The sequence below is a fragment of the Synechococcus sp. PCC 7335 genome (assembly GCF_000155595.1).
Taxonomy (GTDB): Bacteria; Cyanobacteriota; Cyanobacteriia; order Phormidesmidales; family Phormidesmidaceae; genus Phormidesmis.
The window spans coordinates 4,590,102-4,613,750 of record NZ_DS989904.1; the positions used below are offsets into that span (position 1 = coordinate 4,590,102).

The 23,649-nt window shown below is 48.8% G+C and carries 18 protein-coding genes; 12 read left to right on the plus strand and 6 right to left on the minus strand.

The window, feature by feature from the left end:
• Nucleotides 1–73 precede the first annotated feature (73 nt).
• From S7335_RS19210 to S7335_RS19235, 6 genes are all read left to right on the plus strand, one after another.
• Nucleotides 74–1,183, plus strand: coding sequence for a response regulator (locus S7335_RS19210; protein WP_006454255.1), 1,110 nt, complete (start codon nucleotides 74–76; stop codon nucleotides 1,181–1,183).
• 119 nt (nucleotides 1,184–1,302) lie between these two features.
• The gene (locus S7335_RS19215; protein WP_038016535.1) at nucleotides 1,303–1,680 is read left to right on the plus strand and encodes a response regulator transcription factor; all 378 of its coding nucleotides are present in this window, start codon (nucleotides 1,303–1,305) and stop codon (nucleotides 1,678–1,680) included.
• A 178-nt stretch (nucleotides 1,681–1,858) separates the two neighbouring features.
• The gene (locus tag S7335_RS19220; protein ID WP_006455913.1) at nucleotides 1,859–2,377 is read left to right on the plus strand and encodes a chemotaxis protein CheW; all 519 of its coding nucleotides are present in this window, start codon (nucleotides 1,859–1,861) and stop codon (nucleotides 2,375–2,377) included.
• A gap of 3 nt (nucleotides 2,378–2,380) precedes the next feature.
• Entirely contained in the window at nucleotides 2,381–6,091 is a 3,711-nt protein-coding gene (locus S7335_RS26245; protein ID WP_050765927.1) for a GAF domain-containing protein, read from the plus strand.
• Nucleotides 6,084–9,434: a response regulator gene (locus tag S7335_RS19230; RefSeq protein ID WP_006454191.1), complete on the plus strand. Its 3,351-nt coding sequence runs from the start codon at nucleotides 6,084–6,086 to the stop codon at nucleotides 9,432–9,434. The genes S7335_RS26245 and S7335_RS19230 overlap by 8 nt, the downstream gene beginning before the upstream one ends.
• Before the next feature lie 9 nt (nucleotides 9,435–9,443).
• Nucleotides 9,444–9,701 (plus strand): MoaD/ThiS family protein, encoded by a 258-nt coding sequence (locus tag S7335_RS19235; RefSeq protein ID WP_006455738.1) that lies wholly within the window; start codon nucleotides 9,444–9,446, stop codon nucleotides 9,699–9,701.
• An 80-nt stretch (nucleotides 9,702–9,781) separates the two neighbouring features.
• Here S7335_RS19235 and S7335_RS19240 read toward each other — a convergent pair whose 3' ends face one another.
• Nucleotides 9,782–10,552, minus strand: coding sequence for a hypothetical protein (locus S7335_RS19240; RefSeq protein WP_157620333.1), 771 nt, complete (start codon nucleotides 10,550–10,552; stop codon nucleotides 9,782–9,784).
• Between the two features lie 454 nt (nucleotides 10,553–11,006).
• Here S7335_RS19240 and S7335_RS19245 point away from each other — a divergent pair, with 454 nt between their 5' ends.
• A complete protein-coding gene (locus S7335_RS19245) occupies nucleotides 11,007–12,782 on the plus strand; it encodes a metallophosphoesterase family protein (RefSeq protein ID WP_006456881.1) in 1,776 nt (591 codons plus the stop codon).
• 25 nt (nucleotides 12,783–12,807) lie between these two features.
• Nucleotides 12,808–13,146, plus strand: coding sequence for a hypothetical protein (locus S7335_RS19250; protein ID WP_038016541.1), 339 nt, complete (start codon nucleotides 12,808–12,810; stop codon nucleotides 13,144–13,146).
• Between the two features lie 52 nt (nucleotides 13,147–13,198).
• Here the strand turns inward: S7335_RS19250 and S7335_RS19255 are convergent, their stop codons facing one another.
• The gene (locus tag S7335_RS19255) at nucleotides 13,199–14,467 is read right to left on the minus strand and encodes a bifunctional sterol desaturase/short chain dehydrogenase (protein ID WP_006454902.1); all 1,269 of its coding nucleotides are present in this window, start codon (nucleotides 14,465–14,467) and stop codon (nucleotides 13,199–13,201) included.
• A 203-nt stretch (nucleotides 14,468–14,670) separates the two neighbouring features.
• Here S7335_RS19255 and S7335_RS19260 point away from each other — a divergent pair, with 203 nt between their 5' ends.
• A complete protein-coding gene (locus S7335_RS19260; protein WP_006453938.1) occupies nucleotides 14,671–16,593 on the plus strand; it encodes a long-chain fatty acid--CoA ligase in 1,923 nt (640 codons plus the stop codon).
• Nucleotides 16,594–16,623: 30 nt separating this feature from the next.
• Here S7335_RS19260 and S7335_RS19265 read toward each other — a convergent pair whose 3' ends face one another.
• Both S7335_RS19265 and S7335_RS19270 read right to left on the minus strand, forming a co-directional pair.
• A complete protein-coding gene (locus S7335_RS19265) occupies nucleotides 16,624–17,649 on the minus strand; it encodes a hypothetical protein (RefSeq protein ID WP_006455007.1) in 1,026 nt (341 codons plus the stop codon).
• Between the two features lie 19 nt (nucleotides 17,650–17,668).
• Nucleotides 17,669–18,211 (minus strand): J domain-containing protein, encoded by a 543-nt coding sequence (locus S7335_RS19270; RefSeq protein WP_006455027.1) that lies wholly within the window; start codon nucleotides 18,209–18,211, stop codon nucleotides 17,669–17,671.
• Between the two features lie 445 nt (nucleotides 18,212–18,656).
• Between S7335_RS19270 and S7335_RS19275 the strand changes: the two genes are divergently transcribed.
• Together S7335_RS19275 and S7335_RS19280 are read left to right on the plus strand one after the other, a co-directional pair.
• Nucleotides 18,657–19,109, plus strand: a complete 453-nt coding sequence (locus S7335_RS19275; protein WP_006454925.1) for a YlqD family protein — start codon at nucleotides 18,657–18,659, stop codon at nucleotides 19,107–19,109.
• Nucleotides 19,110–19,197: 88 nt separating this feature from the next.
• On the plus strand, nucleotides 19,198–20,559 hold the full coding sequence (locus tag S7335_RS19280) for a dihydrolipoamide acetyltransferase family protein (protein WP_006455932.1): 1,362 nt from the start codon (nucleotides 19,198–19,200) through the stop codon (nucleotides 20,557–20,559).
• 148 nt (nucleotides 20,560–20,707) lie between these two features.
• On the opposite strand, the gene rsmH is transcribed toward S7335_RS19280, so the two are convergent.
• Nucleotides 20,708–21,589, minus strand: a complete 882-nt coding sequence (gene rsmH, locus S7335_RS19285) for a 16S rRNA (cytosine(1402)-N(4))-methyltransferase RsmH (protein ID WP_006455681.1) — start codon at nucleotides 21,587–21,589, stop codon at nucleotides 20,708–20,710.
• Nucleotides 21,590–21,721: 132 nt separating this feature from the next.
• Here rsmH and S7335_RS19290 point away from each other — a divergent pair, with 132 nt between their 5' ends.
• On the plus strand, nucleotides 21,722–22,909 hold the full coding sequence (locus S7335_RS19290; protein WP_038016543.1) for an NAD(P)H-quinone oxidoreductase subunit H: 1,188 nt from the start codon (nucleotides 21,722–21,724) through the stop codon (nucleotides 22,907–22,909).
• Between the two features lie 237 nt (nucleotides 22,910–23,146).
• Here S7335_RS19290 and S7335_RS19295 read toward each other — a convergent pair whose 3' ends face one another.
• Nucleotides 23,147–23,449 (minus strand): hypothetical protein, encoded by a 303-nt coding sequence (locus tag S7335_RS19295; RefSeq protein ID WP_006454175.1) that lies wholly within the window; start codon nucleotides 23,447–23,449, stop codon nucleotides 23,147–23,149.
• Nucleotides 23,450–23,649 lie beyond the last annotated feature (200 nt).

The window sequence follows — 23,649 nt, forward strand, 5'->3', positions numbered from 1 at the left end:
TATTTTAGCTGCGAGGTCTCTCCCGATGTGGTTGATTCTGTAGCTCACGATTGCAAAAGCTTAGCGTAAATAGATGATAAATACCCGATCGAGTACAGGTCATAGCGCCACGCACAAGCTGCATCCCTTGAGTTTGCTAGCTCAACTGATCAGCCGTCAGGTCAGTGGCTGCTTGAAGCTAACTGCCCAGTCTGTAGAAAGACAACCTGCACAATGGCAACTTCTGCTTGAGAAAGGACAGCTCAACTTTGCGACTAGCTCGATCAATAGCTTCGATCGGTTGATTAGACAGCTAGAGACAACAGCAGCTGGAGTCCCGATGTCTGTATGCGAACAAATGCGGCAGCTATTCGAGGAGGCTGACCAGATAGATGGTGTCGTCAGCTCTGACTATCGCGCTTTATGTTGGCTAGTTGAGCAGAAATACATCAGCCATGAACAGGCAGCGCAGGTTATAGGCGCGATCGCTATCGAAGTGATTGAGCCTTTCTTGAGTATCCGTGAAGGAAATTACACGCTCATCTCAAGTGCACAAACCCAGACCATTCCAACTTACTGCCGCTTAGACTTGCGGCCAATTGTTGAGGCCTGTCAGCGCAATAGTAGGCAAAAAGAGACCGGACAAGTCGCTGCTAGTCGCCCGCCTAATGCGCCCACAGTCCCTAATGCGACTAGCAGGCTTAGCTCTAGCCAAGTATCTACCCGGTTAGATAACTCGCTAAATAGTCAACAAAGCAAGCAGTACCCTGGGGGTATGGCCACTGGTCGAGATAGCGGCTATAGAACTCATTCAAACAGCTTAAGACAAACCACCTACACGGTAGCTTGTATCGATGACAGCCCTACCGTGCTCAACGCCATCCAAAAATTTCTAGAAGATCAGAGCCTTTCAGTAGTTGCTATTAACGATCCAGTCAAGGCGCTGATGCAAATCGTTCGTAGCAAGCCTGACTTGGTCCTCTTAGATATTACGATGCCCAACCTCGACGGGTATGATCTGTGCGCCCTACTGCGTCGTCATCCTCGTTATAAGCACACACCGATCGTGATGGTCACTGGCAATACAGGACTAATCGATCGAGCTAGAGCTAAGCTAGTGCGGGCTTCTGGCTATCTTACTAAGCCATTCACCCAGGACGACCTTTTGAAGATGGTATTCAAGCATCTACCAACAACACGGTAACATCAGGAAATCAGAGTAATCCTTTCTACGCATGCTTTCTATGCATGTTTTCTACTCTGAGTAGATTGTTTCTGTCATAGAAACTTAGCGTCGTAAAATCCTAGTCCTCCCGTTTCCCTATGCCTACTATTCACACCACAACGGTGCTTATTGTTGAGGACGCCGCATCAGAGCTAGAACTCATGAGTCACTATCTTCAGCAGGCGGGCTATAGCGTCATTAGAGCTGCTAGTGGAATAGAAGGCTTGGATAAGGCGATCGCTCAAAAACCAGACGCGATCGTGACTGACATTGTCATGCCAGGTATCAGTGGCTTCGAGCTGTGCCGTCAGCTAAAGAACACACCGGCAACTAAAACAGTACCCGTAGTCATGTGCTCTTCTAAAGGACAGAAGATCGATCGAATATGGGGAAAGAAACAGGGTGCGGATGTCTATTTAACAAAACCATACACCCAAGAGCAGCTAATAGAAGCAGTAAGAACTGTATTGAGGTGAAGTCGAGGATTTTACTTAGATTCTTCCCGAATTCTTTACGAACGATTGAGTATATCTGAATTTATCTATATTGCTTTAGGCAAGGTTAGACAAGTTCGGCTAAAAAGTGTGATAAAGATAACAGCAGCAGGGATGTCATCAGAGAGAATACTTAAACACACCCGAATAATAATTACCTGTGAAGAGTGAGCTTACCGTTCCCGATCGTTCCCTTATTGACGAAGCCTATCTTAAGTTTCAGCTAGCTCCTAGCATCCCTGCTGTGCTAGCTGCTAGCGCAGTAGAGGAGGCCACTGTGCTCTCAACTACACAGGTAACTCCTATGCCCAACATGCCTGCTTGCTTGCTGGGTCTGGTCAATCGTCGTAGCCGAGTCATTTGGATCGCCAACCTCATGCAGCTGTTGGGTGTGGCTATCCCAGACAGACCCAGGCAACAGTACAGCACTATCATTGTCAAATCAGAGACCTCTCAAGACTCATCGGTGGGCCTCCCTCCAAGTCTTTCTTTGGGACTGATGGTCGATGAAATTAATGGAATCATTCATCTACCGACCGAGGCTTTACAACCTGTTCCTACACAAGTCAATCCAACTCTAGAGCCTTACCTTCGAGGTTGCGCCGTACAAGACGAGCAGATACTGCTGGTGCTAGATGCTGAGGCTGTTTTACAATCGTCCATTTTTCAAGGGTCATAAACGATGGCAACAGACATGAATGGGAATGAAGCAAATAGCTCAGCAATCCCACAGCCGCTGACTGACAGACAGATAGCGGCTGCCCAGACGGCGGCTCAAAGAGAAAGAGAGCCCTTGGTCTATCGTGGTGCTCAGTATGGCGATAAGTATCAAGAGAGTAAAGAACGTGAGCTGGCTCAAAAAATTATTGATGCCCGCTCGCTCGCCGGGAACCAAATAGAAGATGATCTAATCTACCGGGGAGTGCAGTATCGCGGAGAGCGCTACGCGCCCGATAAGATTCGAGTCACGAAGGAGAGCAAATCTGCCTTCTTGCAGTGGTTCAACGACTTGCCAGTTGCTGATAAACAGCTAGCTGGACTCCTAAGTTCCAAAATCCTTTCTATATTGGGTGTGATTGGAGTTAGTCTACTGTTGCTATCAGCAACTGGTCGTCGTCTGCTTTTGAACCAAGCAACCTCTGAGCTCTCTGCCACTGCCAGCGCCCTCACCCAAGCGCCGACCGAAGCTGAGTTGATAAGCGAAGACGTAGTACTAGAAGCTGTGGAGGCTAAAGTAGCACTCACACCTGGAGACGAGATCGAAGCGAGTCTAGCCCAAGCTGTGCGTAGCAACCTACGGGGTCGGTTGGAAGCCAACCAGCTGGAGTACATTGCCCTAGTAGATACAAACTTTCAGGTGATTGCAAGCGGAAATACCGCACGTAATAGTGACTTTTTTAATCCGGACAATCTAGTGTCTGATGCGTTGCGTCAGCGGCAATCTAAAGTAGCACTCAGTCTACAACCAGTTGGGACACTCGAACAACAGGGGCTTTCTGTACCGAGTTCGGTCGACGAAGCAGCGCTGGTACAGTACGTTGCGACACCTATTTTTGCGTCGGGTAGTCCGCTAGATAATGCAGGCGTGCCCACGCAGCCAATTGGTGCTTTGATAACAGGTGATATCGTCAATCAAGATACGCTGGCTGTTGCGAATGTACTCACTGCATTTCCAGACGGCTATACCGAGATCTACTTGCGAGAACCCAGTGGCTCGTTCGAGTCAGTCATCTTGGCTAATTCAGGCGAAATCCTGACCGGGCAACAGTTTGATAGCGCTGATAGCTTCGATTTCTTAAACGAAACTATTCAAGCAGCAGGCGATGGACAATCGCCTGCTGCGGTCACTGACGATACCAGGCGACTCAACGGTGATCGTTATACAGTGGCGGCAACCGCAATCGTCGATGGCAACGGACGAGCCATTGGTGTTATTCAGCGAGGGCTATCAGAACGCGCTTTGCGAACTTGGCAAAGAAATGCAGCTGGACTCTTAATTGGTGCAGCGTTGATAGCAATCTTGATAGATGTGCTCATTGCCAAACTACTAGGACGCTCTATCGCGAAGCCGCTGCGAGAATTGCAAGTAGCCACGGAAGAGTTTGCATCGGGCGATCGCACTACCCGTGCCAGCGTTTTCGCCCGCGACGAAGTCGGACGAGTTGCTAGCGCCTTCAACGAATTAGCCGCTTCCGTCGCGATCTCCGAATCTTCTCTACGATTTCAAAATGAAACCCAAACAGAATCTGCTAGGCGAGCGCGAGGGCTAGCAGAATTTACTAGTCAGATCCGCCAGGCATTAGAACCTCAGGCTATCCTTGCCATTGGCGTCAATCAAGCCAGAGAAGCTCTAGAAGTCGATCGGGTCATCATCTACAAGTTTGACGCTGACTATAAAGGTGGAGAAGTGACTGCGGAATCAGTAGGGAAAGGCTGGATTAGAGCAGAAGGTCAGCACTTAGAAGATCCGATGCTGCCAGATTCTGTTGATCGCTTCATGACAGGTCAGATATCTGCAGTCATCGACATCGAAGCCGCAGACCTCACTGAATGTCACTGCCAGCTGCTGCGAGAGCTAGAAGTCAAAGCAAATATGGTTGCGCCAATCATCATTGGCGATCGACTAGTTGGGCTGATTTGCGCTCATCAGTGTAGCGGCCCGCGTCAGTGGCAGCCTGAAGAGCTAAATATGATGCAGCAGATTACAGCCCAGATCGGCTACGCCCTATCGCAAGCTCAGCTACTAGAAACTCAACGGCAGGCTGTGAAACAAGAACAGCAGCTAGCTAGCTTAGTTACCGATATTAGAACAACTAGCACTAGTGAAACCTCTCCAACTGAGACTCGCGATAGAATATTTCGTACGGTTACGCGCCAGGTTAAATTGGCGCTCAATACCAGTCGGGTGCTTATCTATCTCTTCGACGAGAGTTGGAAAGGGACTATTGTTGAAGAAGCTGTCGATCCCCAGTGGACACCCGCTAAAGGCGCCAATATCGCTGACCCTTGCTTTGCTCAGAACTATGTAGACAAGTACCGTGCTGGCCGGGTGAAAGCTACAACAGATATCTATAGCGCTGGGCTAACTGCCTGTCATCTTCAGCAGCTAGAGCCCTATCAGGTCAGAGGCAACATAGTTGCCCCGATTGTGGTTGAAGGTAGGTTGTTGGGATTACTCGTAGCCCATGAATGCACCGGACCTAGAGAATGGTCAGAGATATCTATCAACTTCATCAAGCGAGCGGCAACCCAGCTAGGCTATGCGTTAGAGCAGGCCGAAGCAACTTGGCAAAAGGAACTGGCGCTCACCCGAGCAAACACCCTCTCGGAAGAACGCTTGCGTCGCCAAGAAGAGATAGAAATCCAGCTTGTAAACCTGCTTAGCGACGTAGAAGCTGTCGCCGATGGCAATTTGACGGTACGTGCTGACGTGTCAGCTGGTGAGATTGGAACTGTTGCCGACTTTTTTAATGCGATTGTAGAAAGCTTGCGGCAGGTGGTCACTCAAGTAAAACGCTCGACTGACCAAGTCAACAACGCCCTATGGCAAAACGAAGCTGCTATTCGTCTGCTCGCAGAAGACGCACTTCAGCAGGCTGAGCAAACCACTTTGACGCTAGAGTCTGTAGAAACTATGACTGACTCGATTCAGCAGGTGGCTCAGCAGGCAGAAGAAGCTGCTGCCGTTGCTAAAAGTGCTTCTAAGACCGCAAATCAGGGCGAAGAAGCAATGGATCTTACGGTCAACAACATTATGAGGCTGCGTCAAACCGTTGGCCTTACTGCTAAGAAAGTGAAGCGTCTAGGCGAATCTTCTCAACAGATCACCAAGGCAGTTTCACTGATCAATCAAATTTCTCAGCAGACTAATCTGCTGGCAATTAACGCTGGGATTGAGGCTGCTAGAGCTGGGGAAGGTGGTCAGGGCTTTGCAGCAGTAGCCGAGGAAGTTAGCGAACTGGCGGCTCGCTCGGCGGAGGCAACAGAGGAGATTGAACGGATTGTAGATACGATTCAGAGAGAGACTGGCGATGTGGTCGCTGCGATTGAGCAAAGTACGACGCAGGTTGTAGAAGGGACTCAACGGGTAGAAGACGCACGGGAAAGCTTGGGGCAGATCCTAACGGGCTCACAAAAGATGGATGAGTTTGCTAGATCAATCTCACGGGCGACTAGCTCGCAGGTACAAATATCTACATCGGTGTACGCTCTGATGGAAAAGATTGCACAGCTAGCCGAGCGAACTTCGGCCTCCTCTAAGCAAGTATCTGAAGCACTAAACCAGACCGTAGGGGTAGCACAAAATCTGCAGGCACAGGTAGCGACCTTTGTCGTAGACCCACAGGCATCTGGTGAAAATAGATCTATCCCCCAGGAGGCCAGACGTGGATAGAGAAGCAGAGATTCGCCTACAGTTTCTAGATGAAGCTGATGAATATTTGAATGCACTAGAAACCACGTTGCTAGGCATCGCTCAGCGGGGAATCGAAATCCATCAGATGAATACAGCGCTGCGGGCTGCCCATTCAATCAAAGGCGGCGCGGCGCTGATGGGCTATATCCTGACCAGTGACCTAGCCCATCGGCTAGAAGATGCACTCAAGGTGCTGAAGCTGCAGCGGAGCGAAGAAGTCACTGGTGATATAGAAGGCCAGATGCTGAGCGCAGTAGATGCGATCCGACAAATTGTGGAACGCGATCGCCGCACCGCGCTGCTAGCATCAGACCCTCTAGCATCAGACCCGCCAGTATCAGACCAGCTTGAGCGCCAGATTATGCCTATCTTCGAGGCGTTGTACGATACGCTGGGCGAGCCGTCCGCAGAAGATGCGGCCTCTATATTAGACGCCGACGAAAGCCAAGACGTAACGCCTTTGATCTTTCAGGCAGAAATAAACGGGCTCTTAGAGCGGTTAGACTCGCTTTTGGCAGATCACTCTCCCCAGTTGCAAGCGGAAGTTGTGGTAATGGCCCAAGAGCTATCTGCACTAGGTAAGATGCTCGATCTGCCGCTATTTGTACAGTTCTGTCAGTCAGTAAAAACCTACGCGGTAGCAGCTAAAGACACCCAGCAGATAGAAGAAGTGTCTCAAGCGGCGCTGACTAGTTGGAAAAGGGCACAGGCGCTAGTGCTTACGGGTAACGCTGAGTCTATGCCTCGTCAGCTAACCGGTATTAGCTTTAGGATAACTGATAGCGACTCTGAGAGGGAGTCTGCTGAAGCGCCCACATCCATAGAAACAAAAAGCCTTAGCTTGACAGGCTATGATGCCGGCTTGGGCACAGGCTTTGGTGCAGATTTAGGTGCAGAGAACGATGCGCTAGTTAGTAATATCTTTGCCAACCTAAGCATAGAAAATGAGGCCTCAGCTGGGGATGTTTTCGCAGATCTAGGGACAGAAAGCAACGTCCCAACTGGTGATGACCTGGCTGAGCAAGCCGTTTTAGGAACGGACTTAGAGACTAACTTGGGTGCTGGCTTGGGATCTAGTTTGGATATTGGACTAGGAGCCGACTACGGAGCCGACTACGCAGGCAATGGTGAGCTAGAAGTGGATGCTTTTGCAGGCGTCTTTGAACAGATTGAGCAGCCGCTAGATGAGCTAGGAGGTGAGCAACCAGGTCAGTCAGAGGCGGCCTTTCGTCTACCAGCTAGCGTGTCAAAATCGCAGGGTGATGAGTCTGAGCTAACTGACAATACTGTACGAGTATCTGTACGTAAGCTCAACGAACTCAACGATGATCTCGGAGAGCTGACAATTGAGCACAATCGCCTAGAAGCTGAGGTAAAGCGACTGCGATCGCTCGTCAAAAACCTCAGCCAAAGACTGCGATCGCTCGATGAAATCAACGAAGATGTCAAAGACCTCTATGAGCAGGCCGAGTCAGAGCGTTTGTCAACCAGACCTCAGCGAACCCTGCCTCAAGCGGCAGGTAGTCAGGCTTTGGCCAACACGACCAATGGGCTCACTCGCACATCTGCCTTTGAAGTATCTGATACCCAAGCATCAAATAGCGCTGCTGATGATACTGACGCCATTGACTCAGGCTTTCGCCAAAACTTCGACCTTTTAGAACTTGATCGCTATAGCGATACCCACTTAACTTTTCGCCAGATTGCCGAATCTGTTGTCAGGCTTCAAGAAGTCGCTGACGATCTAGAGCTGAGTACCGACCAAACAGAGCAAACCACTCGGGCTATGCGTCGCACTAATGGCCGTTTACAGCGCAATTTAAACCAGCTGCGAATGCGCCCACTAGCCGATATCACTAACCGCTTTCCTCGGGCGCTGCGAGAATTAGAAATAGAGCATGGCAAGTTAGTACAGCTCCAGCTAGAGGGTGAGCACACCTTAATTGATCGCAATATCTTAGAAGCGCTAAGCGATCCACTAATGCATATTGTGCGTAATGCCTTCGACCACGGCATTGAATCGCCGGAAAGTAGAGAACGTCAGGGTAAAAGCAGTACTGGGACGATTGCCATTCGAGCTGCCAACAAAAACAATCGCACGCTCATCACAGTCAGCGATGATGGTCAAGGAATTGCTATAGAAAAGATTCGCGATCGCGCTCAATCGATGGGTTTAGACGCTGAACTACTTAGCGCCGCTAGCAAAAACGAACTACTCTCACTTATTTTTGAGCCGGGCTTTAGCACCTCCAATCAGGTTACTGCGCTTTCTGGTCGCGGCGTCGGCATGGACATCGTTCGCAGCAACCTTACTCAGATTCGTGGTGATATCAGCGTCGACACTAAAGCTGGTGAGGGCACCACCTTTACCCTCTCTGTGCCATACACCCTTTCGATCACCCGCGTCATCCTAGTCGAGGGCAACCGCATGCCTATTGCCGTACCGACCGATCGGATTGAAGCAGTCACTGCGCTTGATCCGAGCGATATTCGCCGCGCCGACGGCAAAGAATTGCTTGCCTTCAAAGGCAGCTCTGTCCGTCTAATCCGTCTCTCTAACTGGTTAGCCTTCAACTGTCCTAGACAGGTTGATAGCCTGGAAACCAAGCCCCGGATCAATACGCCCAGCGTGTTGATATTTCGCATGGGCGAACAGCGCCTAGGTCTGCAGATAGATCGCTACTGGAACGAGCAAGAAGTGGTTATCCGCCGAGTAGAAGGCCCTGTTACTCTTCCGACTGGCTTTAGCAACTGCACCATTCTTGAAAACGGCAAAGTGGTTCCTATCATCAGTCTGACTAATTTCGCTCGGTGGATCATTGGCTGCGAAACGTCCGGTATTCATTCGGCAAAGGCGCTATATTCTAACCCAATTCTGACTGGTGCAATTGCTTCTGCCAGATTACAAGCCGCTTCTAATAAGGAAGCCCATCGTCGCGCTAGGTTTCTAGTGATCGACGATTCTGTCAACGTACGTAGGCTGCTAGCGCTTACCTTAGAGAAAGCAGGATACGAGGTAGTACAGGCCCGCGACGGTCAAGACGCGTTCGAGAAGCTAGAAACTGACTTAGTCATAGATAGCATTGTTTGCGATATAGAAATGCCTAAGATGGACGGCTATAGTTTTCTCTCTAAGTTGAGAGCAAAGACAGAATATGCGCAGATTCCAGTGACTATGCTAACCTCCCGCAGCAGCGATAAGCACCGCGACTTAGCGATGAACCTTGGCGCAACCGCTTATTTTTCTAAACCTTATCAGGAAAGAACCCTATTGAGAAGTTTGGCGGCATCTTTAGAAGAAACCAAAAGCAGCAGACTGTAAAAACAGATTATGAGCGAGACAATAACAATCACGCTGAAGCTATTCGCGGTGTATCAAGAGACTTTAGGTCGTTCAGAAAAAGAGATGGTATTGCCGATAGGAACGACTGCTGGAGAAGTACGCGATCGCCTCATTACTGACTACCCAACTCTCTCTTATTGGAAAGATCTCACCCGCTTTGGCATCAACTTGCAATTCGCCACGGCTTCCACATGTCTTAAGGACGGCGACGAACTTGTTCTAATTCCACCTGTTAGTGGGGGGTAGGTAAAAGCTCTGCTATATGTTCTTAGTTCCTTTCAATCATCTAACTTCAATGGTTCAAAAGCTAGGATATACATAAACTACTAACAGGCGTTTTCGATTAGATTTATGACAGCTCCAAAGTAGTACGCCTCATACTTTGTGTCTACAAACCAAACTTGGTTTTTTTGTTCAAACACCCAATTATAAACCGACTCACCAAAAGTACTTTCCATCTTAAGATCTGGCCCTTCACCTTCACCACCACTCTCTAGATCGCTAAGCCATGCTTGCAAAGCAGCGTCAGTTTTACTGTAGCCCGTACGCTGAATAATGTTTCCTGCTTTGATTTGAGGCTCACCATTCACATCTTCAACAATCACGCCGACGATGCTTTCAATAGATGCTGTATCTTCAAAGCACTCATTTCCTAAATAGTCTAGCTCGTATGTATCCTTCACTACGAATTCAGGGACTAAGCTACTATCTACCTGTGCAACCGTAGCAAAGAAGCCATCGTATGAAGCCTGGGTGCTCTCTAGATCAAGCTGCTGAGGTCCAAATGAATCTGACTTTGGCGGTTTGTCTGATTCTAAAGCTTCTATAGCCGTAGGCTTTTCTAGATCAGTTAAAGAGTCTGGATTATCGTCTAAGGGAGGTGCGGGTGCTGCAGAGACCATTGGAACAGGATCTGGCTCTAGCTGAGGAATTTCTACTGGTACTGGCTCTGGTGGTGTAGCTATTGGCGCTGGTGCCGCTTCAGATATTACTTCAGAAGATAAAGGGATGTCTACCGGCACATCGGCCATTGGCTCGGCCGGCAGCACCGAAACTTGAATAGAGTCTAGCGTCAGTTCTTCTACCTCTTCTTTCACTTCAGCTTTTCTAGGCAGAGGTACTAATAAGCTTAGCCCATGCAAGCCTAGCGATACTAGAAGCAACGGGCTAAGCCAGCGCATTATTTTTGGACGTTGAGGACTAACTGAAGTCATTCCTTGAATTGACATATTCTGTAAGCAGCAGCGATCGCCAAATAGTCAATTGCTCAATTGAGCTATCACTTCTAGCTCAATAACCTAAGGGTCCAATAGTCTATGGAGCATAAGTTTTTATGAACGAGCATAAGTTCCTATGAACATAGATTGGTGATCATCTATACATTATCAAACGCACTATCGATATTGCAGAAGACTTCTCTTTTATGATGGCGTTGGTCGTATGTAGTGATGAGCGATGAAAAAACCACGCGCATTCTTATGTTTTATCCTAGGGTTGTGTTGCCTGTTTGGATCAATAGCTGTACAGCCGCTCGGTCAGTCTATACATGCTATGGATGTTGCTACTGCGAAGCAAGTTGCCCAGCTACCGATTGACTCTACACAACTACCGCAGCAGATGCCGACTCCACCCGAGCTATTAAGCGATCCGTTTTTGCAGATGCCGACTGCATCTTCTGTACAAGTTGTCTGGTTTACTGAGTTTGAAGGTACGCAGCACTTCGTAGAATATGACCGTAGCAATAGGACTGATGCGGTGACAACACTGCTCAGCCGAGCCTATGAAGATAGCGCCTCTCAGGTGGGTCAGACGTATGCTGAACTTACTCACCGTGATATTTGGCGACATGAGGCCACTGTCAAAGACTTGGCGCAGAATAAAAGGACTCGCTACCGAGTGACCAGCATACCTACTGACGGACAGGCTGTACGGAGCGACTTTTTTACGCTCTCACCAGCGCCTACTGTGGGGCAGCCGAGCAAAATTCTACTGACTTCTGACCATCAGCTTAAGCCGCTAGTTCCTGCCAACTTACAGAAGGTCAAAGAGACAGTTGGTCAAGTAGATGGCGTGTTCTTTGCAGGAGATTTGGTGAATGTGCCAGATCGCGCGTCTGAATGGTTTGATGGCGCGAAGGGACTATCGTTTTTTCCGAATCTACAGGGACGAACTCGGTATGAGCTAACTCAAGGAGATAGAGCGACAGTATACGAAGGTGGCGAGATTATCCAGCATGCGCCGCTTTTTCCGGTGATTGGCAACCATGAGGTGATGGGTAGAGTGTCTACAGACCCGCTCAATCAACAGTTCTCAAACACGTTGCCTCGTGAATTGGTCAGTCAGTTTTATCCGACACCTAAAGATGTAGAAGAGCTAGATTGGGTAAAAGATCATAGCTACAACACTCGAACATATGAGGAGATATTTTCTCTGCCGACAACGCAGCTACCAACTGGAGAAAAGACGCAAAAGTACTATGCAGTGTCTTTTGGAGATGTGCGGTTGGTGAGCCTGTATGTCACACAGATATGGCGATCGCCCTCACTTGAACAAAACACTAAAGGCCGCTATCGCGAGCGGGTCGCAGATTTAGATTCACCAGAGAAATGGGGCTATGGGCAACATATCTTTGAGGATATTCGCCAGGGCAGCGTTCAATACCAGTGGCTGCAGCAAGAGCTTGCGAGCGATGCCTTTCAAACAGCCAAGTATAAGATTGTGATGATGCACCATCCACCTCATACGTTAGGCGGCAATATTGTCCCCGCATTCACCGATCCGGTGATGGTAAAGAATGTGACAGAAGAGGGGCGTTTGCGCTCGGTGCAGTATGAGTATCCGATCGAGAAAGACTATATTGTTCATGATTTGCTGCCGCTGCTAGAGGAAGCTGGTGTGCAGCTTGTCTTCTATGGTCATTCCCACCTGTGGAATCGGTTTGTGAGTCCAACAGGAATGCATTTTCTGGAAACGTCTAATGTTGGGAACAGCTACGGAGCGCATTTGACTGGAAATTCTCGCGCTGTGCCAACTGATGAAGCCGTTGACGTAGCAGGCGATCTGACGCCCTTTCAGTCGGTCTATAAAGCGACAGGTAATCCTAACGGGTTAACGCCAGTTGTGCCGACGCTTGCGCCTCTAAGGAACGAGGCGGGGAACCCGCTGCCGTATATTGCGAGCAATGACATCACTTGTTTTACTATCTTCGAGACAGAGAGTGGCCTGCTGAGTAGCTATTACTTCGATACCCGTCAGCCTGGAGCTGAGGTCGTGAAATTTGATGAGTTTAGGCTAACGCCACGAAACGAACAAGGATTATTAGAATAGAAATACTCTATGTTTGGAATAGAAGATGAAGTCCTTCTACAGACTAGCGATAGGTGTCTGTATAGCGTTGGTAATCACGGCAGGACTGTGGTCACCAGTTAGGGCATCGTCTTCGCTCAAGTCGTCTTCGCTGAATGACTCTAGAATTCGGCAGTTGGAGTTTCAGGTACGAGCGCTCCAAACTCAGATTAGGCAGATCCAACCGCGCTCGGCAGGCGGCTCAACGAGCGCCCCACCTGCCGCTGCACCACCTGCTGAGATTTTTGATGGGCCTACGCCTCAAGAACAGTTCGACAATTTAGCAACGCTAGTCATCGAAATCAATCAGCGATTGAAGGCAGTAGAACAACAGCTATCTGATTAGGTTAGAGCGATTTAGGTTAAGGCGATCAAAGCGGACCAACCACACCACACCATTACAGCCTGCTAATAGTCTTTTCACTTGCTGACTTTCTCTTTTCACCTATCAAAAAGAGCTTAAAGTAAACCGCCTGAAATATCTCTTTGATCGGAAAAAGAAGATAGGTCAGTGGATTGATAGTGACAATGATATTACGAATATCTCGTTTGGCTAGAAAAAGGATGATGCGCGCGATCGCGTCTGCACTCATCACACCATAGGGATTCAAATTACTCTTAAAAGGGCCTAGCACCAGCTTGCGAATCACACAGGGCGCATCAGTCCTGCGTAGGTTAATCAGATCTCCCATCAGCCGCTTAGAAATCTCATAAAGTGGGCTAAAAGCAGGATTGACTTCTGCTTCTGACGTGTTCACCCACACTTCTTTCGTGGCTCTACCCGTACGATTATCAACCGTTTCCAAAAAAGTCTCCATCAGTCGCCACGCAGAAAGCGCATTGACTTCTAAAGATTGTTCAATCGCCTGCGAAGAGTTTGCTCCCATAACGTTGATACCGTGATTGATAATCAGAATATCTATCTTCTGTAGGGATTCTTTCAGTTCGCTTTCTTTGCCTGTTTGCCAAGAGAGAACTTTAACAGCACCTGGAATCTCTTGGTTCGAGGTCGTTAGCGCAATCGGTTTGGCCCCGGCTTGAGCTAGCGATCTAATTAAGGCTCGGCCCAAAGTTCCCGATGCGCCAGTAACTGCAACAGATTTTCCCTTCAAAGAAAGCGCAGTGCCTAGAATTTTGTCGCTGATCGGAAAGAGGCCCGCATAGTAAGCGCTAGTATCGTCGAAGTGGTGTCGCCAGTGGTAGGTGCGATTGACGCGCCAGTAGCCGGGAATGCCTGTGAGCGGGCCAGGCTCGTGGGTAAGGTCGGTAGCGCTAAACAGACCGCGCGATCGCATCACCGCCGATACCAAAAATCCGGCAGCATATACTACCCCTGCCCACAGTCCGGGCTTATGTGTGACCAGCGCTGCGATCGCCATCACGCCCATCATAAAGATCGATTCTGGCGCATCGTTATAGAGCTGCGCTTTACGATAGATCTCGGTATTGATTGGCGAAAAGTCTTTCTTGTACGCCCGGTGATGCCAGCCGTGTAGACGCTGAAGCGGTGCCCACTGATGACTAAGCACGTGATAAAAGTCTCGAACCATCTCAACCAGAAAGACAGCCGCGATCGCCCAGACAAGCTGAACGCCATACTCTACTAGCGAGCCTGAAGCCAACCCTAGAAAACTAGGTTCGAACGGACTTAATAACCTTGTCACCATAAAACTGCTGCCTTGGAGATGACGACCTTAACGTTACTTCAAAAACAATGGTAAACTGCCGTCGGTAAAAAGTGCTTCATATCCTTAATATACGGATGTCTGGAACCCGGATACTCTCTCTATCAAGTAATATTGCTGAACCTGCGCCCGTTTTGGGGTACTTCTAGCTATCAACAGCCGCGATTCAAGGGAGATTACAGGGTATGACAGCCGCACTACATGAACAGGAAAAGATCAACCGTGCTAAAGCCATCAACTACGGTGAAGTCTCGGGCATTCCTGACGTTTGGCCAATTGTCGCTGCCAGGTATGGTAATCATCTGGCTTTATACGATCCGCATACTAACCCAGAGACGAAATATACCTACGGCGAGTTAGCGACATCGATCTCTCAGTTTGCGGCTGGGTTGCAGCGTCTAGGCGTAGTGCCAGGTGAGGCGATCGCCCTCTTTTCGGAAAATCGCCCTCGTTGGATGGTAGCAGATCAAGGCATTATGACGGCTGGTGCCATTGACGCGGTGCGCGGTGCCAACTCCGATAAGGCCGAGCTGCTGTTTATTTTGAATAATAGTGACAGCATTGGCTTGGTCATTCAAGATCTGAGCGTACTCGACAAGATAGCGGGCGATTTAGGTGAGCTAGGACTACGCTTTATCATCTTGCTTACCGATGAAGTGGCGGCAAGCGAGACAGACTTGGGCGGTGCCAAGCTATTAAACTTTTCTGAGCTAATGGCGCTAGGAGCAGAGCAGGGGGCGCCAACGCCTGTGAAATTAGAGCGCGATCGCACCGCCACGTTGATGTATACCTCCGGCACCTCGGGTATGCCTAAAGGCGTCATGCTGACTCAAAGTAACCTGCTGTCGCAAATTGCCGGGGCTAGCAGCGTAGTCAATGTCGGCCCTGAGCAAAAAGTGCTGAGTATCCTACCGATTTGGCACTGCTACGAGCGCTCTTTTGAGTACTTTGTGCTCTCTCAAGGCTGCACGCAGATCTATACCAACATCCGCACGGTCAAAAGAGACTTTAAAGAACACAGCCCGCAATATATGGTGGCCGTTCCTAGACTATGGGAATCAATTTACGACGGTGTTCAAAGGCAGTTTCAAAGTCAGCCAGAGGGAAAGCAAAAGCTAATTCGCTTCTTTTTAGAAAAAGGCCATGAGTACATCACAGCTAGGCGAACGTTATCTGGACTGCGATTAGATCACCTGACTAGCTCTACAGGCGAAAAGCTAGCGGCTGCGTTGAAACTGGCCTATCTATGGCCGATTTATCAGATTGGCGATCGCATCGTTTTTTCTAAGATACGTGAGGCTATGGGCGGCAAAGTTGACTTCTTAGTCAGCGGCGGTGGCTCAATTGCCGACTATCTAGAAGACTTTTACGAGGTTGTAGGCATCCCCATTTTAGGTGGCTACGGTCTGACCGAAACCTCGCCAATCACCCACGTTCGTAGACCCTGGCGCAATTTGCGCGGCGCAGACGGGCAGGCACTACCCGGCACCGAAACCGCTATTGTCGATCCTGAGACCCGTCAGCCTATTCCGATTGGGAAACCTGGACTGGTGCTTTTGCGCGGGCCCCAAGTGATGAAGGGCTACTACAAAAACGCTGAAGCCACTGCCAAGGCGATTGATTCAGAAGGCTGGTTTGACACGGGTGATCTGGGTCGGCTAACAGACTGGGGCGATCTGATTATCACCGGACGCGCCAAGGACACCATCGTATTAACCAACGGCGAAAATATCGAACCAACGCCAGTTGAAAATGCCTGTCTGCGTAGCCCCTACGTCGATCAAATCATGCTGGTTGGTCAGGATCAAAAGTCTGTTGGGGCGCTGATTGTACCAAATAAAGAGGTGCTAGAGAAGTGGGCTGCTTCTAAGGGGGTATCTATGGAAGATCTCAACAGCAAACCTATTCAGGATCTGTATAAACAAGAGCTGAAACGAGAGATATCAGCTCGTCCTGGCTATCGCCCTGATGAGCGTGTCGGTCCATTTGTCTTGCTAGAAGAACCGTTCACCATAGAAAACGGATTGCTGACACAAACGATGAAAGTAAAACGGCCTAAAGTGCGCGATCGCTATCAAGAAACTATCGATGCTCTTTACGCTCAGTAGCTTTTAGATAGAGTACGTTGATCACCAAATTCAGGCCGCCTGTTGTCCAGACTGTTGTTCTGGCAACAGGCGCTGAGCGCTAGCTCGACGCTGACTGGGAGGTTGCACGTGGGCAAATATCCTCTGGATTTTAGCCAGTTTGGCGATGACAACGTTGTTCTCTGGGTAGCGCTCGCAAACAAACTGAACCAAATCATCTACCGTACATGGGTTAGTACTACCACCGTTCCAGCTATGAAACTCCTTGTGAACAGAGCTTTCTAGAGTGATGATGTTATCTACCAGCGTCGCTAGATGAGGATAGTACTGCGAAGAAAAGATATGGTGTCCGGATAGAGCAAAGTTGTGATTGTGCCTTGTCTGTCTAACTAGTGTGATCTGACAGGTGTTTCTGTCTCTCCTCTTAGCAGCCTTTTTTGCTTTCTCAATCTGGTTTTTACGGCTTTCTTGTTCTGAGATAATGGCCCTAAAGGCTTTCCTACCTACTACATCTACAGCTTTACACCATTCTCGCCGGTCTTTGCGGGTCAGCGTCTGCGACAGGTTTTCGCTGAGTCGGTAGAATCCACTGAGGGAGTAGTAGCGCACACCCTCGATATCATCAAAGTCAACGCCTATCTGAAGCGGTAAATCGGAACGTCGCAGCACTTCAAATGCTTTGTTTAATCTGGCATAGCTAGTACTTAAAATGGCAACAGTGTCTTTCTTCGACAGAAAATGTCTGCCGTTGCGCGGCATCAACGACGAGCTGTTTTCATGGACGGTTCTTTGAACAAATGCGTTCCGAATCTTTTCTTTGTGATGAGTGATAAATTCGCGAATCCTGTCTAAAATAGACTTTCTCCGATGGGTATCGAGATATTTTGCGATCGCGAACGCACCCTGCGCCGAAAATATCCGATTCCTCCACTCCTGATTACTATAAACAAAATGATCGTGCTCTTTTAGCTCCCACTCGTCGTCAGGATCAGAATCAAAAAAGTCAATTACTTCATATAGCTTCTCAACTGAAATCTCAAGCGCTGCGGCTAGTTCTTCCTCTTTAATCGTGAACATTGAACTTCTTGGTGCCACGCTACGCCTCCGCCGCAATGCTGCGATACATCAAATTGATCCGCTCGAACATGCGATCATTGCCCGACTCTGGATTATCGGGATGAAAGTGCTTACTGAGCTGCCGATAGGCTTGCTTGATATCTTCATCACTGGCAGTGTTAGCGTCTAACCTAAACACTTGCCAAGGTCGAAAGTATTTGAAAATATCAATGCCATTAATACAGCCGTCACCAACTTGAGTATCTTCACCAGGCAGTACGCCTACAAACTGACGATAGAGCTGTTCCCAAGATTTCTTGAGCCGTAGGTTAAGCTTATCCATGCCGTCTGTTGCCATCTTGAATGCGCCAGACTTGCGCAATGTGGCCGTATCTTTTACCTCAAAATGTTCTAGAACAGCTTTTTTAAGCTTTGTCATAGACAACGGTTTTGACTTCTTCGTTCTCTGATTTTCAAGAACAAAGATCGCAAACTCTTCTAAAATCTGAGCACTAATCCCTTCTGATCGTGCAAGGCTATTAATTTTATTAAAGATTTTTGGACTAATTGTTTTTTTGGCCATACCGAGTTGCTCTTTAGCAGAGACGTCAAGTACACCCTAATTTGTGTGCGCAGCAGTAGGGCTACGTCTAGTCTGCCCACTCGGTATCAATAGTAGAAAGCGGAGTTGTCCGACTTTAATCAAGCTTTCTAATTGCCCGCCAATCCTAAAAGATTGAATGAACTTGATACGTTTGGGGTTATTTCTAGAAGAACTTGTCCTGACAATAGAATATGAGATACGACCTAATGTATCTTCAACTCTGCTATATTGACTTCCCCTTTGCTTAATAGCCCCAAAATGAGATAACTAATGTTGATGAGTGGGCATGTTTTCTAAGCAAGCTTATTACTCACCCCTTGATTAGTCATTTCTGGATTAGTTATTTCTGAACTACTAGTCGAATTTGATCAAACTTGATTGAACGGTTTGAAGTCCCTTTATTAAATTACTTACCTAGCTCGTCATGGATGTCTCACAGTCTCAGCTACTGCTTAAACGCGTCATCAATATCAAGGCAGTGGTCACACCACTGTGGAAAGAAGAAGCCCAAAAGCAGTTGCAAAACCAGCTTAATCAGATTGATGGTCGCCTACAGCAGCTAGAAATGCAAAGCCAGCGGATCTTGGCTGAAATGCAAAAGCAGGCAGATAATCCACCACCCGATGCTGCTGTTTCTCAGCAGATTAGCAGCGTTCAGGCCAAGCTCAATCAAGACAAAAGCCAGCTACTTCAGCAGAAGAATCAGCTACTTCAGCAGCTTCAGCAGGTGCAAACCCTAGAAATAGATAAAGAAGTCAGTCAGGGTCAAATCGATAGCTTCTTCCAAGTCGGCGTTGGCGATCATCTGATTAAGAAAATGCAGGTTGAAATTTTGCTTAAAGATGGTGTGGTACAAGATATTCGCGGTGAACTGTAAGGGCGAACTATAAGACTGGCCCACAACGGGATACAATTAGGCGCTAGCAATTGCTAGCCCTTTGCTGTTGTCCACCGAAACTCCATCCATGATTCGCGAAGTCTTCATGCCTGCGCTTAGCTCCACTATGACTGAGGGAAAGATTGTCTCTTGGGCTAAGTCAGCTGGCGACAAGGTCGAAAAAGGTGAAACCGTCGTTGTCGTCGAGTCTGATAAGGCCGACATGGATGTTGAGTCTTTCTATGAAGGCTATTTAGCAGCCATCATCACAGAAGCAGGTGAAATGGCTCAGGTAAACGATGCGATCGCCTTCCTAGCCGAAACCGAAGAAGAAATCGAAGCTGCCAAACAAAAAGCCGCTAGCTTAGCTAGCGATTCCACGGCTAGCCCAGCATCAAGTTCTGCGGCTAGCCCAGTTACATCTGACCAGCCAGCATCAAGCTCTGCGGCTAGCGCCCCAGCCTCGGTCGCCGCCACTCAGAACGGCAGCTCGGCTCAGGCTCCGTCTGGTGGTCGAGTCATCGTTTCTCCCCGCGCTCGCAAGCTGGCCAAACAGCTAAAAGTCGATATTGGCACCATCAAAGGCACTGGCCCTCACGGTCGCATTGTTGCTCAAGATATTGAACTAGCGGCAGGAAAAACGCCTACGCCTACCACCACTACCACTACCGCTCCTCAGCCAGCTACTCAGTCGCCAGAAGCTACACCCGCTGTTGTGCCCGGTGCTTCTAATGCATCAGCTCCGGCAGTTTCTCCAGCCACGCCCCCAGCGGCTCCTGGTGAACTGGTCGCTTTCAATACCCTTCAGCAGGCTGTCGTTCGCAATATGGACGCTAGCCTAACGGTGCCTGTCTTCCGCGTAGGCTATACCATCACCACCAACGAACTAGACAAGCTATACAAGCAGATCAAGCCAAAGGGTGTCACCATGACGGCGCTCTTGGCCAAAGCCGTAGCGGTTACCTTGAAGAAGCATCCAGTCGTGAATGCGAGCTTTGCGCCTAATGGCATTCAGTACAGCAGCAGTATTAACATCGCGGTTGCCGTTGCGATGCCGGATGGCGGGTTGATTACGCCTGTACTGCGTGGCGCAGACCAGATGGATATCTACTCACTTTCTCGTACCTGGAAAGATTTAGTCGCCAGATCTAGATCCAAACAGCTCGCACCTGAAGAGTATAATTCTGGCACTTTCACGCTTTCTAACTTGGGTATGTTTGGCGTTGATAGCTTTGACGCTATCTTGCCACCAGGTCAAGGCTCTATCCTAGCTATCGGCGGCTCCCAGCCCAAAGTAGTCGCTACCCCTGATGGGATGATGGGTATCCGCAACCAAATGCGCGTGAATATGACCAGCGATCATCGGATTATTTACGGCGCAGATGGTGCAGCTTTCCTCAAAGACCTGTGTGACTTGATTGAAAATAACGTACAGTCTTTGACGCTATAAGTGATTCATGTGAAGGGGTTATATAAGTGGCTCAAGCTGCGCGAAATAAGTGACTCAAGCTGCGCGAAATAATTGCTGCTCGTGAGCTGACTATCTTGTCTGCTTTCCAGAACGATTGCCAGGCTCCTTGCTGCGACCCTATAAAATCTCACACAGCCCTGCGTTCAGCGATTCTAAGCTTTGCAGAGCGCGATCGCGCATTCTCTTTCACCTCTTGATCGGTTGCCACCAAAGGCTTTTTGGTAATGATCTCTAGCCGCTCATCGCCTCTGTAGGCGTACTTCACGATTCGATCTTCCAAGCTGTGGAAGCTAATAATTGCCAGTCGCCCACCTGGGTTTAGCCAGTCAGGCGCCTTTGCCAGCAGCGTTTTGAGCACGTCTAGCTCACCATTTACCGCAATCCGCAACGCCTGAAACGTCCGTGTAGCCGGGTGAATGCGTCCGTGGCGTGCCTTGGCTGGATATGCACCAGCAACTTCCCAGGCTAGTTCTGTGGTCGTGCTGAACGGCCTTTTCTCAACGATTCGCCGAGCAATTCGCCGAGATAGCCGCTCTTCGCCGTATTCGTAAATAGTGTCTGCGATCGCCTTCTCATCCCAGTGGTTGACAATCTCTTTAGCCATCAGTTCTTGCGTACTATCCATCCGCATATCTAGCGGTGCCTCTTGTCGAAAGCTAAACCCTCGCTGGGCCTGATCTAGCTGGGTAGAGCTAACACCGATATCAGCGAGGATGCCATCGAACTTGCGACCCCCCGGTTCGTAGCGTGAGAAGTTGGTGTGAATGAATGTTGTGCGATCGCGCCACACTTCTAGCCGCTTCTTCGCTGCCGATAGCGCCTGTAAATCTTGATCAAGCGCAACTAATTCAACGTTGCGTGCGGCCTTCAAGATCAGCTCGCTATGGCCACCGCCACCTACCGTAGCGTCTAGGTATCGTCCTCCATCTTCAATCTGCAGACCTGCTAGCACCTGCTCGCTCAAGACAGGAACATGAAAGAAAGGCTGAGCTGTAACATCTTCAGGCATATCAAGTGACACGTAGAATAGACACTGCCTGTATAATCAGGGCAGACTAGTGCTTTTGGACGTTGAATCTTTAAAGTAAAGGTACGACAATAAGGCCACTGACGAAATACGCATAAGGACGCCTGCTAAGCAATGGCTACGACACTGCAAACCAAGACCGAACCCATGGTTATCAACATGGGTCCTCACCATCCCTCTATGCACGGGGTGCTCCGGCTAATCGTTACGCTTGATGGCGAAAACGTTATTGACGTTGAACCTGTGATCGGCTACTTGCACCGTGGTATGGAGAAGATTGCTGAGAACCGGACAAACGTCATGTTCGTCCCCTATGTCAGCCGCTGGGACTATGCAGCAGGCATGTTCAACGAAGCTATCACCGTTAACGCGCCTGAAAAACTAGCCGATATCGAAGTACCCAAGCGCGCTAGCTACATCCGCATGATCATGCTAGAGCTAAACCGCATTGCTAACCATCTGCTTTGGCTTGGCCCCTTCATGGCCGATTGCGGCGCCACAACGCCCTTCTTCTATATCTTCCGTGAACGCGAGCTAATCTATGATCTATGGGAAGCCGCTTCTGGCGCGCGTCTAATCAACAACAACTACTTTCGCATTGGTGGCGTCGCGGCTGACTTGCCCTACGGCTGGACAGAAAAGTGCGAAGACTTTTGCGACTACTTTGATCCCAAAGTTGATGAGTACGAAAAGCTGATCACCGACAACCCTATCTTCCGTCGCCGCGTAGAAGGCGTTGGCACTATGTCACGAGAGGATGCCATCAACTGGGGCTGCTCAGGACCGATGCTGCGAGCCTCCGGAGTGAAGTGGGATTTGCGTAAGGTCGACCACTACGAGTGCTACGATGAACTCGATTGGGATGTGCAGTGGGCTACTGAGGGCGATTGCTTTGCTCGCTACATCGTGCGGATCAACGAGATGCGCGAGTCAGTAAAAATCATTCGTCAGGCCATTAAAGGCTTGCCTGGTGGTCCATTCGAAAATTTAGAAGCCAAGCGGATGGCAGGCGGTCCAAAGTCTGAATGGAACGACTTTGACTACCAGTTTGCAGGCAAGAAGATCGCTCCGACGTTCAAGATTCCTGAAGGTGAGCACTACGTCAGAGTAGAAACAGGTAAGGGCGAAGTCGGTGTCTACATCATCGGTGAAAACAATGTCTTCCCGTGGAGATGGAAGATTCGCGCTGCGGACTTCAACAACCTGCAAATTCTGCCTAACTTACTCAAAGGGGTGAAGTTAGCAGATATCATGCCAATCCTAGGCAGCATTGATATCATCATGGGTTCCGTAGATAGATAGACAGACAAATCCTACACATAGCAATGGCCGGATGCATACTCTGCGAGAAGGCAAAGCCTACGGCTGTTGCTGACCACTTAGCTCTTCATGCATTAAGGGTCTTAGCCCTAGAAAATGTGTAGAGCTAAGTGGCGAAAGCTATAGAACATCTGAAAATAAAGTAAAGAAAAAGGAGATGACACTTCAAATTTGCGTCATCTCCTTATTTTCTATGTCATCTCTATATACAGCTATCAACTACACATCATCAAATTTTGCTTTCGCCTTATCAAATGCAATCTGAAGCTCACTCCAGGCCGACTCTACGCCTACCTTTATTTCTTCCCAAGCATTTTCCGCCGAGCCTTTCATAGACTCTAGCTTAGCGGCCAACTCAGTTTGCTTGACTTGTAACTCGTCGAGCTGCGCTTGATACTTAACTTTTGCGTCGGCCTTTGCGATCTCTGCTTTAGCTTTTAGCGTTTCGACTTGAGCATCTAATGCCTTAACCCTAGCTTCAACGGCTTCTTGATAGGCCGCTTTCTCCGATTTAGCAGACATAAAAGATTACCTCTAGTAAGAATCAGATCTTAACCGTATTGTCTTTATAGAAAAAGACAAATTGCATTTGTCTTGCGCAAATTGTATTACAGAGCTATACAGATATCTGTCCAAAAAGGATTGTATTGTTCGAGCTTTATAGCTTCTATTGACATACTCAGGTTTCATCTTAGATATTCTCTATCTAAATCATTGAGAGA

What these genes read in the sequence shown, in the direction of transcription:
- S7335_RS19210 (WP_006454255.1), top strand. Translation starts at nt 74, where the DNA reads ATGATAAATACCCGATCGAGTACAGGTCATAGCGCCACGCACAAGCTG.
- S7335_RS19215 (WP_038016535.1), top strand. Translation starts at nt 1,303, where the DNA reads ATGCCTACTATTCACACCACAACGGTGCTTATTGTTGAGGACGCCGCA.
- S7335_RS26245 (WP_050765927.1), top strand. Translation starts at nt 2,381, where the DNA reads ATGGCAACAGACATGAATGGGAATGAAGCAAATAGCTCAGCAATCCCA.
- S7335_RS19235 (WP_006455738.1), top strand. Translation starts at nt 9,444, where the DNA reads ATGAGCGAGACAATAACAATCACGCTGAAGCTATTCGCGGTGTATCAA.
- S7335_RS19245 (WP_006456881.1), top strand. Translation starts at nt 11,007, where the DNA reads ATGGATGTTGCTACTGCGAAGCAAGTTGCCCAGCTACCGATTGACTCT.
- S7335_RS19250 (WP_038016541.1), top strand. Translation starts at nt 12,808, where the DNA reads ATGAAGTCCTTCTACAGACTAGCGATAGGTGTCTGTATAGCGTTGGTA.
- S7335_RS19255 (WP_006454902.1), bottom strand. Translation starts at nt 14,467, where the DNA reads ATGGTGACAAGGTTATTAAGTCCGTTCGAACCTAGTTTTCTAGGGTTG.
- S7335_RS19260 (WP_006453938.1), top strand. Translation starts at nt 14,671, where the DNA reads ATGACAGCCGCACTACATGAACAGGAAAAGATCAACCGTGCTAAAGCC.
- S7335_RS19265 (WP_006455007.1), bottom strand. Translation starts at nt 17,649, where the DNA reads ATGTTCACGATTAAAGAGGAAGAACTAGCCGCAGCGCTTGAGATTTCA.
- S7335_RS19270 (WP_006455027.1), bottom strand. Translation starts at nt 18,211, where the DNA reads ATGGCCAAAAAAACAATTAGTCCAAAAATCTTTAATAAAATTAATAGC.
- S7335_RS19275 (WP_006454925.1), top strand. Translation starts at nt 18,657, where the DNA reads ATGGATGTCTCACAGTCTCAGCTACTGCTTAAACGCGTCATCAATATC.
- S7335_RS19280 (WP_006455932.1), top strand. Translation starts at nt 19,198, where the DNA reads ATGATTCGCGAAGTCTTCATGCCTGCGCTTAGCTCCACTATGACTGAG.
- rsmH (WP_006455681.1), bottom strand. Translation starts at nt 21,589, where the DNA reads ATGCCTGAAGATGTTACAGCTCAGCCTTTCTTTCATGTTCCTGTCTTG.
- S7335_RS19290 (WP_038016543.1), top strand. Translation starts at nt 21,722, where the DNA reads ATGGCTACGACACTGCAAACCAAGACCGAACCCATGGTTATCAACATG.
- S7335_RS19295 (WP_006454175.1), bottom strand. Translation starts at nt 23,449, where the DNA reads ATGTCTGCTAAATCGGAGAAAGCGGCCTATCAAGAAGCCGTTGAAGCT.